13 protein-coding genes and 1 pseudogene are annotated in these 12,286 nt (G+C 68.0%); 5 read left to right on the top strand and 9 right to left on the bottom strand.

Annotated features, from left to right (window positions below):
* Nucleotides 1-281 precede the first annotated feature (281 nt).
* Nucleotides 282-1,061, top strand: a complete 780-nt coding sequence (locus OG607_RS01435) for an IS5 family transposase (RefSeq protein WP_405717653.1) — start codon at nucleotides 282-284, stop codon at nucleotides 1,059-1,061.
* On the opposite strand, the gene OG607_RS01440 is transcribed toward OG607_RS01435, so the two are convergent.
* Complete coding sequence (locus OG607_RS01440; RefSeq protein WP_405717656.1) at nucleotides 1,030-1,518, bottom strand: hypothetical protein; 489 nt, start codon at nucleotides 1,516-1,518, stop codon at nucleotides 1,030-1,032. The genes OG607_RS01435 and OG607_RS01440 overlap by 32 nt on opposite strands.
* Nucleotides 1,519-1,817: 299 nt before the next feature.
* On the opposite strand from OG607_RS01440, the gene OG607_RS01445 reads away from it, so the two are divergent.
* On the top strand, nucleotides 1,818-2,162 hold the full coding sequence (locus tag OG607_RS01445) for a S1 RNA-binding domain-containing protein (RefSeq protein ID WP_405717659.1): 345 nt from the start codon (nucleotides 1,818-1,820) through the stop codon (nucleotides 2,160-2,162).
* A 16-nt stretch (nucleotides 2,163-2,178) separates the two neighbouring features.
* Here the strand turns inward: OG607_RS01445 and OG607_RS01450 are convergent, their stop codons facing one another.
* From OG607_RS01450 to OG607_RS01460, 3 genes are read right to left on the bottom strand one after another with little or no spacing between them, the layout of a single operon-like run.
* Nucleotides 2,179-2,466 (bottom strand): hypothetical protein, encoded by a 288-nt coding sequence (locus OG607_RS01450; protein ID WP_405717661.1) that lies wholly within the window; start codon nucleotides 2,464-2,466, stop codon nucleotides 2,179-2,181.
* Nucleotides 2,467-2,469: 3 nt separating this feature from the next.
* On the bottom strand, nucleotides 2,470-3,567 hold the full coding sequence (locus OG607_RS01455; protein WP_405717663.1) for a hypothetical protein: 1,098 nt from the start codon (nucleotides 3,565-3,567) through the stop codon (nucleotides 2,470-2,472).
* Nucleotides 3,568-3,576: 9 nt separating this feature from the next.
* Entirely contained in the window at nucleotides 3,577-4,062 is a 486-nt protein-coding gene (locus OG607_RS01460; RefSeq protein ID WP_405717665.1) for a hypothetical protein, read from the bottom strand.
* 358 nt (nucleotides 4,063-4,420) lie between these two features.
* On the opposite strand from OG607_RS01460, the gene OG607_RS01465 reads away from it, so the two are divergent.
* Entirely contained in the window at nucleotides 4,421-6,103 is a 1,683-nt protein-coding gene (locus OG607_RS01465) for a cellulase family glycosylhydrolase (protein ID WP_405717667.1), read from the top strand.
* 77 nt (nucleotides 6,104-6,180) lie between these two features.
* The gene (locus OG607_RS01470) at nucleotides 6,181-6,591 is read left to right on the top strand and encodes a DUF6221 family protein (RefSeq protein WP_405717669.1); all 411 of its coding nucleotides are present in this window, start codon (nucleotides 6,181-6,183) and stop codon (nucleotides 6,589-6,591) included.
* A 205-nt stretch (nucleotides 6,592-6,796) separates the two neighbouring features.
* Here OG607_RS01470 and OG607_RS01475 read toward each other — a convergent pair whose 3' ends face one another.
* The 3 genes from OG607_RS01475 to OG607_RS01485 all read right to left on the bottom strand — a co-directional run bounded on the left by OG607_RS01475 (nucleotide 6,797) and on the right by OG607_RS01485 (nucleotide 9,451).
* Nucleotides 6,797-7,063, bottom strand: a complete 267-nt coding sequence (locus OG607_RS01475) for a hypothetical protein (RefSeq protein WP_405717672.1) — start codon at nucleotides 7,061-7,063, stop codon at nucleotides 6,797-6,799.
* A 658-nt stretch (nucleotides 7,064-7,721) separates the two neighbouring features.
* Nucleotides 7,722-8,141, bottom strand: coding sequence for an ASCH domain-containing protein (locus OG607_RS01480; RefSeq protein WP_405717675.1), 420 nt, complete (start codon nucleotides 8,139-8,141; stop codon nucleotides 7,722-7,724).
* A 785-nt stretch (nucleotides 8,142-8,926) separates the two neighbouring features.
* Nucleotides 8,927-9,451, bottom strand: coding sequence for a DUF1877 domain-containing protein (locus OG607_RS01485; RefSeq protein WP_405717677.1), 525 nt, complete (start codon nucleotides 9,449-9,451; stop codon nucleotides 8,927-8,929).
* 388 nt (nucleotides 9,452-9,839) lie between these two features.
* Between OG607_RS01485 and OG607_RS01490 the strand changes: the two are divergent.
* Nucleotides 9,840-10,063 (top strand): annotated as a pseudogene (locus OG607_RS01490) (IS30 family transposase); the annotation flags it as partial.
* Nucleotides 10,064-10,195: 132 nt separating this feature from the next.
* Here OG607_RS01490 and OG607_RS01495 read toward each other — a convergent pair.
* Together OG607_RS01495 and OG607_RS01500 are read right to left on the bottom strand one after the other, a co-directional pair.
* Nucleotides 10,196-11,008, bottom strand: a complete 813-nt coding sequence (locus OG607_RS01495; protein ID WP_405717679.1) for an SAM-dependent methyltransferase — start codon at nucleotides 11,006-11,008, stop codon at nucleotides 10,196-10,198.
* 200 nt (nucleotides 11,009-11,208) lie between these two features.
* A complete protein-coding gene (locus tag OG607_RS01500; protein ID WP_405717681.1) occupies nucleotides 11,209-11,949 on the bottom strand; it encodes a VOC family protein in 741 nt (246 codons plus the stop codon).
* Between the last annotated feature and the right edge of the window lie 337 nt (nucleotides 11,950-12,286).

The following is a 12,286-nucleotide window of genomic DNA, read 5'->3' on the forward strand; positions in this document are numbered from 1 at the left end:
TCCGAAGTAAGCAGCCGTTGCTCTATCGATCTTCGTGAGCGTGAGTTCGAGGTCGTCGACTCGGTCGGGTGATCTTCTGGCTGGCTGAGAATGAAAGTGGGGCCTCCCGAACATCTCGTGGGTGTCGAATCCAACCGAGCAACAGGAGGCCCCTGGCGCTGCAGTCTTCCGTGCCAGTGTCGGTGTCGTCCATTTCGCCTGCCCTTACGTGTGATTGCCTCGCTCACCGGTTCGGGAACGCCGGGGACCGGCCGCACAGGCGACCGAGGTATCCGTCCGACATGAGCGACGCGGAGTGGGCGGTCGTGCGCGACGCAATGCCGGTTCCGGGCTGGCTGGAGGGCCGGGGCGGGCAGCCGGAGGGCTACTGCCACCGGCAGATGCTGGACGCGGTGCGCTACCTGGTCGCGGGCAGCATCACCTGGCGGGCGATGCCCGCGGACTTCCCCGCCTGGGACCGCGTCTACGCCTTCTTCCGACGCTGGCGGAACAAGGGCCTGGTCGCCGAGTTCCACGACCGGCTGCGCGACCGGGTCCGCGAGGCCGCCGGCCGCGACCGGGAGCCGACGGCGGGCATCATCGACACCCAGTCGGTGAAAGGAGCCGCATCGGTGCCGGCCTCCACACGGGGCTTCGACGGCGGCAAAAAGGTCAACGGCCGCAAGCGCCACATCGTGGTGGACACTCTTGGGCTGCTGCTGACGGTGATGGTCACCGCGGCCTCGGTCACCGACCGGGACGCGGGACAGACGCTGCTGGCCCGGCTGCGCGAACGGCACTGGCGCATCACGCTGGTGTGGGCCGACGGCGGCTACGCCGGACGTCTGGTCGACCTCGCCCGCGACGCCCTGCGGATCGCGCTGACGGTGGTCAAACGCAGTGACGACACCACGGGCTTCGTCGTCCTGCCGAAGAGGTGGCTGGTGGAGCGCACGTTCGCGTGGCTGATGCGCTCACGCCGCCTGGCCCGCGACTACGAGGCCCGCACCGACAGCGCCGAAGCGATGATCCGGTGGTCGATGAGCATGGTCATGAGCCGCCGGCTCGCCCGGTGGCACTGAACATCCCGGGACTGCGCTCGGCCAGCCAGCCCCGCGCGGCCAGACGCTTCGCCTTCGACCGCACGCCCTCCACCTTCGCGGGCACCGGCTCCAGACCCAGCCCGGCGGCGAGCTGCCGGCACTCCATCGCCCCAGCACCGGACAGCCCGTGGCCGGTCACGATCTCCATGATCCGCCGGTAGTCCGGCGCCAGCACTGCATTGTCGAGCCCATCGCGCCACACCGGCACCACCGAACCGGGCACCGCACCCGCCACCGGCACCGCGGGCCCATCGGGCAAGGTCACCGGCACATCCACGCGCCCGTGCGGCTCCGCCAGGACCTCTCCGACCGTCTCACGGGCGATCACGAACCGCTCCCAGACGGTCTCCGCCTCCCGCAGCTCGACCTGAAGAGCCTCCACCCGCTGCCGAGCAGCGCGCTCCCGCTCCTCCAACAGCCCCATCACCGACGGCACCCGGCACCTCCACCGCAGAGACGACACGACACGTCATCCCTGCCTCCGAAGCATCAATCCCATACCTGACCAGCAGAAACGCAGCGATCACGCTCGGAAAGACAACGGCTTCTTACGAAAACGGCAGGTGCCAAGCAGCCGGTGCCACCGCGGCCTGGCCTGAGACGGTTCGCTCTCTGCCTGTCGGTACCTCGATTGCCGGTGAGGTCATCGGTAGACAGCCCTTCGGCGTCTTCCTCTCCATTGACGGCCACCCTGAAGCCGTTGGCCTGGCCAGAGTCGACAGGATGCCCAGGTGTATGGAACTGCCGACCGTGGGACAGCTCATTACCGGCGAGGTGGTCTGGCATGCCGAGCACAATCACCAGGTGGGCATCGTGCTCCGCGAGTGGGTTGAGCACGAGGACCTGCTCCCTCGGTTCGTGGAGCGTGTCGGTCAAGTTGTCAACCGACGTGTCACGAAGATCGCGCCGATCGGATTCTTCGTGCGCATCGCCGACTGCGTCGAAGGGCTCGTTCCGCTCACCGAGCCGGTCGCGGACCTTGCGAAAAGTCTCCGCGAGGGCCAGGACACATCGGTGCGGATAGTCGCCGTCGACCTCGAACGGACCCGTGTTGTCCTGGCAGCCGAAGGCGTCGCCTAGGACTTGCCCAGACCCATCATGTGCGGAGCCAGATGATCAGGGCTGCGACGGTAGCGGTGCCGAGGTAGACATAGCGGCGTTTGTCGTAGCGAGTGACCACGGCCCGGGCCTGCTTCAGCTTGTTGCGCTTCTCGTGCCGCTCCTCGTCGAAGCCCGGAGGCCGCCCGCCACGTGAGCCCTTGCGCCGGCGGGCGGCCTGGCTGTCGGCCTTCTCCGGGATGGTGCGCCGGATGCCCGGCTGCGCAGGTACCGGCGGTACGGGCCGTTGCTGTAGGCCTTGTCCGCGGCATGATCGCCCGGACAAGTCCTAGCTGCTCACACCGGTGAGCTCTGTGAACGCAGCCGTTCCCGAGTAGCCGATCAGGAAGCCGATGAGGACTCCACCCCAGAAGTCCTCCACGGTGATGAAGGACTGCGCCTCGGACTTCCGCGCCGCGAAGACGATCGCGGCGCTGCTGAGGATGACGGCGAGCACGAGTGAACCGATGGCCGTCCCGAGATGCTGGTGGAACAGGGTGCTCAGGCTGTGGGCGTCCTGGAGTGAGCGGCCCGCGCTTCCCACCGCACCGCCGAGCGCGCCCCCGGACATCACGTTCCACAGGGCCGCTTTGAGAGGCACTGTGAGGGAGGTGGTGTTGGAGAAGACCCGCCGCCGGGCAGAGGCGTCGCCCTGCCCGTTCGGCTGCGCGTCCGGGCCGACTGAGCGGAGAGCCGGTGTCAGCCCATAGATGACGGTGATCTGCAAGCGGTAGCTGGCAGGGATGAAGAACGGGCTGCGACTGGTGCCGAGGCGGATGGTCCGGACATCGGTGCAGCCGGGTTCCAGTGCCGCGCCGGCCGGCAGCGAGCCCGTCAGCGGGACCCGCTCGCGATCGTGCGCGACAGGGTCGTACACGTTGACGATCGAGGAGCCACGGGCATCGATGTGTAGTTGCCGGACGCTGCCGTGGAGGTTGACTATCGATTCGCCGTGGGCATCGAGGTGGAGTCGCCCCGTGCCTCCATGCAGCCGCCCCAGGTCAATCTCGTTCTCGTCGTCCAGTTGCTGGACTTCCTCGTCGATACGCTCCCGCGCGGCATGATTGGTGAGTTCGAGGCCTTCCAAATCGCGCAGTAGCGCATTCTTGCGGGCCCGCCTCTGCCTGATCGCTTCCCGCAAGGCATCCGCTTCTTCCGCGGACTGGGCTCCAGAGTCCCCGTCCTCTGGTGACTCGGGCACCCGCCAGAACAGTTGGGTCGGCAGGCTCAGTTCCACCGCATCGATCCAGACGGGCACTGCAAAAGGGTTCTTGACGTGCAAGTAGACAGTGAAGTCAGTACCTGAGTACACCTGCGGGACGGAGAGGTCGACCGAGAGGTCGAGTAGCCCGAGTTGGGCCGATGGCTCCGACGGTTCCGTGATCACCCGTCCAGGCTACTGAACCGCCGGATGACGCGGAGCCGTTTGCATCACCCTCATCAGGTGGCCCAGCGTCCTCGCCATCACCAGGATCAGGGCGGTGCTGTCCACGACCGGGGGGGAACTCGGCGTTCCGTCGGCGTCCTTGGGTATCTCGCCCAGGCCGCCCCAGACGTCGACGGCGTAGAGGGACAGGGACAGCGCGGCCCCGCCGTACAGGACACCGAAGGTCTGGTGGTTGACGCCGCCGGTGAGGAACGCCAGGTCGCCCAGGCCCGGGTAGGGGCGGGTTCGCACCTCGGGCACGGGGTAGAACTGCGTGTCGGAGACGTAGACGTCGTGCGGGCTCTGCGACAGCGTCCTCAGGTGGTAGGTGTCGACGAACTCACCCCGCGGATCGGCTTTCTTGTGCAGGTCGACGGTGACGACGACGCCGTACGTGACTGCCACCGGCCGCGCAGGGCGGCCCCGGCCGGTCAGCCGCTGGACTGACGACGGCATGGGTGCCGGCGGTACGCCAGGGGGCGCCGGTGCCACGTCCTTCGCCTCTCGAACTGCTGGTTGGTGGTGTACGTGGGCACGACCGCGCCCGGTCCGGCCAGGTGGTAGAACAGCACGAAACCGCCCACGTATGTCTCTGCCGCACGGCGTCGTACGCGCGACGGAGCCGGTCAGACACGCGCCTCCCGCAGCGCTCCGCGCGGGGTCCCGCCTCGCAGACCCGGCCCCCAGGCCGGTCACCCGCGGTCGACGGAGCACGCGCAATGTCTTGACGCGTCCTTGACATGGTGACTTGATGGGAGCGCTCCCAAGCTTCTTCCGACACCTCAGGTTTCTTGGTTCACTCTCTGGAGTCGCAGTGAGAACAACAAGAAGCACGACACGAAAGAGCCCCGTCACTACGCTGCTGACCGCACTGGCGGCCCTTCTCGGGCTGGTCGTTCTCGGGGCCCTCTGCCCGACCACCGCCCAGGCCCGGACCCAAGCGCAGGCCCAGCCGGCCGACACCCTCGCCGCAGGCCTCCACATCAGCGACGGCCGCCTGCTCGAAGGCAACGGCAACGACTTCGTCATGCGCGGCGTCAACCACGCCTATACCTGGTACCCGGGCCAGACCCAGTCGCTGGCCGACATCAAGGCACTGGGCGCCAACAGCGTCCGCGTCGTCCTCGCCGACGGCCACCGCTGGACCAGGAACAGCGCCGCGGAAGTGACCGGCGTCATCTCCCAGTGCAAGGCCAACCGGCTGATCTGCGTACTGGAGGTGCACGACACCACCGGTTACGGCGAGGACGCGGCGGCCGGCACACTCGACGAGGCGGCCGACTACTGGATCAGCCTCAAGGACGTACTGGCCGGCCAGGAGAACTACGTCATCATCAACATCGGCAACGAACCCTGGGGCAACACCGACCCCGCCGGCTGGACCGCGCCCACGATCGCCGCCGTCAAGAAGCTGCGCGACACCGGGTTCGAGCACACCATCATGGTGGACGCGCCCAACTGGGGCCAGGACTGGCAAGGCGTCATGCGCGCCAACGCCCAGGCCGTCTACGACGCCGACACCACCGGCAACCTGATCTTCTCGATCCACATGTACAGCGTCTTCGACACCGCCCAGGAGATCACCGACTACCTGAACGCCTTCGTCGACGCCGGACTGCCCATCCTCATCGGCGAGTTCGGAGGGCCCGCCGACCAGTGGGGCGACCCTGACGAGGACACCATGATGGCCACGGCAGTACAGCTCAGACTCGGCTATCTGGCCTGGTCCTGGAGCGGCAACACCGACCCGATCCTCGACCTGGCGATCGGCTTCGACCCCAACCAGCTCAGCTCCTGGGGCCAGCGCATCTTCAACGGCGTCAACGGCATCGCCCAGACCTCCCGGGAAGCCACCGTCTACAGCGGCGGTTCGGGCGACACCCAGGCCCCGACCACCCCCGGCACCCCGACCGCCTCCGCCGTGGCGGCCACCTCCGTCACCCTGACCTGGACCGCCGCCACCGACAACGTCGGTGTCACCGCCTACGACATCGTCCGCGTCAGCGGCGGCACCGAGACCACGGTCGCCGCCTCCGTCACCAACACCGCCACCGTGACCGGCCTCACCGCCAGCACCGCGTACAGCTTCGCCGTCTACGCCCGCGACGCGGCCGGGAACCGCTCGTCCCGCTCGGCGACGGTGAGCGTCACCACCGGTGAGGACACCACGCCCAGCCTGAACTGCTCCGTCGGCTACCGCGTCGTCAACGAGTGGCCGGGCGGTTTCCAGGGCGAGATCACCATCCACAACACCGGCACCACCACCATCAGCGGCTGGACCTTGGGCTTCACCTTCGCCGACGGCCAGACCGTCTCCAACATGTGGGGCGGGACCCCCACCCAGACCGGCGGCACGGTGAGCGTCGCCCCCGCCTCCTACACCTCCACCATCACCGCCGGCGGCTCGGTCGTCGTCGGTTTCATCGGCGCCAAGGGCAGCACCAACACCGCCCCGGCCGCGTTCACCCTCAGCGGGTCCACCTGCGCCACCGTCTGACCCCGCCGACCCCGCTGACCGGCAGGGGCCGCCCGCCCCCGCCGGTCAGCACCGCGTCCACTAAGGCGCCCCCGGCCGTGGGCAGTCCGGCGGTATTCCTCGGTCTGAGATGTGCCCGAAGTCCCAGGCCGAACGTCGTAAGGCGGCGGAGGAGGCGCAGTAGAGGGGCCGCTTTTGCCGACGGGTTCGTAGCCCGCCGGGCTGCGCCCGTCAGCTGGTGCCGCGGCGCACCTCGCACAGGTGGAGCGCGACGCCGGGGCGAGGAGCAGGGCGGTATCCGCAACTCACCGCCGCGGACGCGCTTGAGGCGGTTGGCCAAGCGACGCATTCTGGCCCGTCACGTCGTCAGTCCGGCCGTGGGCGACCCGGAACTACCGTGGGACAACCGCCATAGCTGCCAGTTCGACGGCGACCACTGGCCATGCGACGACATATTCGACCTCGCCTCGCCACACGCCCATCATCCTGACTTCCCGCGGCGAGCCTAAGGCAGCACGGCCACGAGCAAAGTGCACGACGGGCGCGTACGCCAGAACCGGGCACGCCTACTGGAGATCTTTTACGGGACAGCCCAGAGGCCCGGTTCTCGTATAGCTGCCGCTGCCGGACCTGCGACACAAGACGTTCGACGTAGGTCGGCGGCACGGACATCTTTGGCAGGCAGCAGATGATGACGCAGGAAACGTGCCCGGCTCAGTGAGGTTGAGCCAGGCTGGCCGCACTGTCGATCCAGGCGACGACCGCGCTGACCGTGGCGTCGTCGAGCCGGCGCGCCATGGTGTGCACCGCGGAGCCGTCCCCCGGCTGCGGGGGCACGCCCGCCGAAATGAGCGCGGCATGGAGCTCGACCCAGCGCGCGTCGGTGGCGGACAGAGCACAGGCCGCGCTCGGGGCGGCGGCCGGCGGGGCAAGGAAATAGTCACCGCTGACCGACTGCTGCGGAGTGTAGAGAAGGCTCATCAGGTTTACCTCTCGGATCTCGGACGATGTCGACCGGACTTGCCGTGCAGGACAGCCCCCGGCGGCCTGCCGGTTGCCTCCCACCGACGGCTTCACCCGTCCGGCCCCGCCCCGAGATCCGCAGGCCCTTCACCACGCGTAAATGCGACTCGCAGTCATGCCCAATGCCTGTCGCCAAGGACAGCAACGACTGCCCGGGCATCCTCAGCGCCGACGTGCAACGGTCCGCGACACCAAGCTGGCACTGTCGACGACACCATCGTCGACCTGTACGTGACCGGCGGGAAGAAGACCGGCAAGACCCCCGCCGACACCAGGCTGGAGGCCGTGGGCGCCCACCGGCTCGGGGTGGGAAGTGGTGGTGTTCGTATGTGCGGGCATGAGGTCCCGCCTCCTCCGGCTGGTGGTGGCGTCGGTGACTTCGACGCTACGGACAGCGCGGTGCGGCACTCAACGAAGTTGCGGATGGTTGCGCAGGTTCACTCCCCCAGGGCGTCGATCGCGGACCGGATGAGCGCGTGGGCGGCGTCGCCGTGCACGGCTGTCCGTTCTGACTTGTTCGATGGTCGGTCGAACTGTGATGAGCTGGGCTGATCACTTCCACTGAGACGCTATGAGGATGATCGTTCTCAGTGGTTCCGATGATTGTTGGAGCTCGTTAGGCCGTGTGCACCAGCCGGAAGCGCTGCGCTAGCACCTGGGTGTCGTCGTCGACGGTGAAATCGGGGTCGCCCAGTTCCTCGCGCACCTCCGCGCTGTGCCAGAACCTTTCGTGTCCAGCCCGCCACTCGGCCACCGACTTGTCGCCTTCGCCCTCGTCGAGGGCATGCTGCAGGTCGACGTCGGCAAGTCGGATCACCCGGACCTCGGTCAGTTCGATCACCGCGATCCGCCGCCCGTCGGAGTCGACCACGGCCGACTGCCGGCCGACTTTGGGCAACGGCTCGTTCTCTCGCTCGTATTCCAGCACCAGCCCGGAGGTAGTGGTCTTGGCGCCGGACAGGATCGCGGCGACCAGTTGGTCCCGCAGCGGCCCGGGGAACGCGAACTCCGCCGTAGGAAGATCATCGAGGTTCATGCGACGCAGGCTAACGATCCTGTGGCCTGAAGGCTCACGCCTTTTCACCATGCCCGAGAGCGGACACGGGTGTCCGCTCTGACTTGTTCGGCAGTTGACCGAACGGTGTCGAGCTGGGCTGATAACTTCCGTTGGGAAGCTTCGACGCGGACGGCCGGCATCTCTGGCGCAACCTCGCCGAGGCCGTGGAGAAAACGGTTAGCGCCCACCATGCCTGCATCCGGGCCGCGTTCGCCTTGGCGATCCAGCAGAGCCTGTCCGCGGGGATGTCGCTGGCCGCGATCCGCCGCGAACGGCGGCTCGACCACTCGACCGTACGGCGCTTCGCCCCGCGCCCAGAGCCTCAACGAACTCCTGGTCAAGGCGGTCAACCGGAAATCGATTCTGGACGCCGACAAGCCCTACCTGCACCGACGGTGGAACGAGGGCTGCCACGACATTCCCCAACTCCACGGCGAACTGCGCGAGCAGGGCTTCAGCGGCGACATCCAGTGCGTCCGCCGTTACTTCCGCCCCTTCAAGAAACCTCATAGCCCCAGGCCGAGGCAGCCGCCGGCACCTCCTCCCGAACCGCGGCCGGCACCGAAGCCCCGCCGAATCGTGCGCTGGATCATGACGACCCCCGGGACCTCGCCGACACCGACGCGGCAGAACTCAAAGAGATCAGGGCCGCCTCCCACACCTCGACGCCGTCGCGCATGGACCGCGTCCACGCCGACGACCTGCCCGCGCTGCCCGTGCCCGTCGGACAGACAGGCAATCGACCAACAGCCCACCTCGGGAAGTCAGTCCCACCATGAGAGGACAGCAAGGCCCCGCTTCGAGGCTCCTGCATAGAACTCGCGAAGAGCATCGAAATGGTCCATCAGATACGTTCTGGGCCCGTCGACGAGGCCTTCGGCTCCGTGGCCGATCAACGCTCCTGCCTCACGGACGTCGAATGGCAGCACCGCCAGAACGGCCTGGAGGTCGATCTCCCCGAGCAGACCGGAGACTCGCCTGACTGCCAACGGTTCAAGGGCGGCCGGTGCACGCCCGAAGGGCCCGATGGCATGAGGGTGAGCGTTGAGGAAACCGACATCCATCGCCACACCGCCGTCGGTGGCCTGCCTGAGCGCGGCGAGGTGCAATTCTCCGACTCCGGCGATCTCGCACGCACGTTCCAACATGGCTGGGACCCAGTCGAGGTCAAGGCAGTCAGCCGTCGGCGGGTCCCACTGGTGATCACCATCAAATGACTCCTCGGCGCGTGTCCGGCAGGCGGCGAGATACTCCGCAGAGACTCGGGCAAGCTGCTGGGTGACGGCCATGGCAACCAGTATCCCGGGGGCGTCCACCCCTTTTCGAGCACCCCGTTCGTCACAAGATCTTCGCCAGAGCCGAAGTGCGTGACCGCTGACACGGGGCTTTGGCGTTGGGGAACCCGTAGTCCGAGTGCGCGTAGCGTGCTGTGCCGTGTGGTGTTCGGATGGTGATCTCGGCCAGGGGGGCGGGGGCCATGCGAAGGCGGATGTCGCCGACATCGTCGTGGGCCGTCGTCAGTGGCGGGCTTGTGGTCGTCCTTGCGGGGTTGACCGTGATCGATTGGCCCCAGGGGAGCCTTCGGAGCTTTGGGAATCAGCATGCTCTTCTTGCCGGCTCCCTGTCCTCGGTGCTCTTCCTGGCTCTTGGCGCGGCGCGATCCCTCGCCACGGACATCCCTTCCAATTCTGCGACCCGGCCAGCCCCTGGCGGCGCGGATCGAAGGACAATACAAGCGGACTGCTGTGGCGGTACGTCAGTACGTCCCAAGGGCACAGACCTCCGTCGGCCACACCCGCGGCCACCTCGGCGCCGAACTCAACAGCCGCAGACGCCAGCCGCTCGGCTGGGAAACCCCAGCCGAGCGGCTGTCTGAACTCCTCACCACCACATGTCAATGATCACGTGTTGCGACGACCTCCGGAATCCGCCCAGGTGTCCCCCGCTCTCGCGCCATCAGTGGTCTCGTCGCGGCGTTCCACCGGCCTGTCGCAGCGCGCCGCCCAGTCTCACCGCGACGTCCTGCGGCGACGTCAGGACTTCTGCGCCACGGCGCCGAGCTGCGGTACGACCGCGGGCTCTTCCCCGGGCCCGGCACGCCACTGCGAGCACGGAACGAGCCCCGGCTCCAGGAACGTGAGCCCGTCGAAGTACCGGGCGATCTCCTCGCTGCTACGCGCGGTGACCGGCGGCTTGGCGTTGTTGTTCCAGAATGCCATCGCCTCGAGCTGGAGATCGCCACCGAGCTCGGGCTGCGTGGTGGGATGGGTCAGGACCAGGAAGCTCCCGCAGGGAAGCGCCGCCACGAGCCGGCGCGCGATGGCCTGCGCCTCACCACCGTCGAGGACGAAGTTGAGGATGCCGAGCAGCATCAGAGCGACCGGCTCGGTGAAGTCGAGCGTCCGGCCGGCGATGCGCAGGATGGTGTCCGGGTCGTGGACGTCGGCGTCGATGTAGTCGGTGGCACCTTCAGGGGCACTGGTCAGCAACGCGCGTGCGTGAGCGAGCACCAGAGGGTCATTGTCGACGTACACGACCCGCGACTCAGGCGCGATCCGCTGAGCGATCTCATGGGTGTTCTCCACGGCCGGCAGACCGGCGCCGATGTCGAGGAACTGACGTATCCCGCGCTCGCCTGCCAGGAAGCGCACCGCTCGACCCACGAACTCCCGGTCGGCGCGGGCGATGTCACGGATCACCGGGATCATGCCCGCGACGTGATCACCCACTTGCCGGTCCACTTCGTAGAAGTCCTTGCCACCCTGCCAGTAGTTCCAGACACGGGCATTGTGCGCCGTCCCCGAATCGACTCGTTGCGATGCATCGGCTTCTCGGTTCTCGCTCACGCGTTCCTCTCCCGGGGACCCAGCGCGTCGGACGGCGCCGGGCGCTCGCGGCCGCCGTACGCCATGCCGGCCGGTCGCCATTGTGCCGCCGCCGTCACCGCCAAGCCCCCGGAATCGACCGAACCGCCGCACCCGGCCACCCATCCCGTCTCCAGCCTGAGCTCTCGCCGCCCGAATCGACCGAGACACCACGCTCCGCGTCAGGACCGGGCGAGGACGCAGAACTCGTGGCCCTCCGGGTCGGACAGGCACGTCCACGGGACGTCGCCCTGGCCGACGTCGAGATCGGTGGCGCCCAGAGCCCGCAGCCGGGCCACCTCCGCTGCTTTGTCGTCACCGGGGTCCGGCACCAGGTCAAGATGGACGCGGTCCGGCACGGTCTTCACGCCGGGCGTGCGGAGGAACTCCAGATACGGGCCGACACCCTTGGCGGAGCGCCACATCGCATGATCGTCGGTCACCTCGTGCAGGGTCCAGTCCACCGCCTCGCCCCAGAACCGGGCCATGGCCCGCGGATCCGCGCAGTCGACCACCACCCGGGCGATCGGCCCGGTATCCCGGTAGATCTCCCGAGGCTCCAGCACACAGAACTCGTTGCCCTCCGGGTCGGCCAGAACCGTCCACGGCACGTCGCCCTGCCCCACGTGGGCGGGCGTCGCACCGAGAGCCTCAAGGCGCGCGACCAACTCCGCCTGATGGGCCGCAGAGGTGGTGGCGAGATCGAGGTGCACACGGTTCTTTGTCGCCGTCTTGGGTTCCGGAACGGCAATGACGTCGACGCATACGCCGACCGGGTCCAGCCAATCGAAGCCGACGGGCTGAGCAGCGGTCGCGCCGGGTTCCGCGCTGGAAACACGCCAGCCGAGCGCCTCCGCCCAGAACCGGCCGACCGCCGAGTCATCAAGAGCCTTTATGTTCACCAGAACAGGTCGCAGTACCACACCGGCGATCCTATGCACCGCTCTGCATCGACATCCGCAGGAACCCGTCGCCAAACAGAGACCAACTCGCTCACCAGCCGCAATGCTCAGCTCGCCACCTAGGGCCTGTCCTGGCGATCATCCGGCAACGGAGAGACGCCGGGCGTCACCACCATGAGGCCCGGCAAGCCCCTCATCGCCTTCAACGCCACCGCGGATGCCCAGGACCAACGGATCACCAGCCTGGCCGGCAAGACCCGCCGGCTCCGACGACGCCGTCACAAAGGCCGCGTACGACTGCGCCTCCGGCACCTCCACCGTCCCAGCACGGGAGGGTGGCGGCCTTCACGGTGCAGTG

Origin of the sequence: Streptomyces sp. NBC_01537, from assembly GCF_045040445.1 — a bacterium.
In the GTDB taxonomy this organism is placed as follows: Bacteria; Actinomycetota; Actinomycetes; order Streptomycetales; family Streptomycetaceae; genus Actinacidiphila.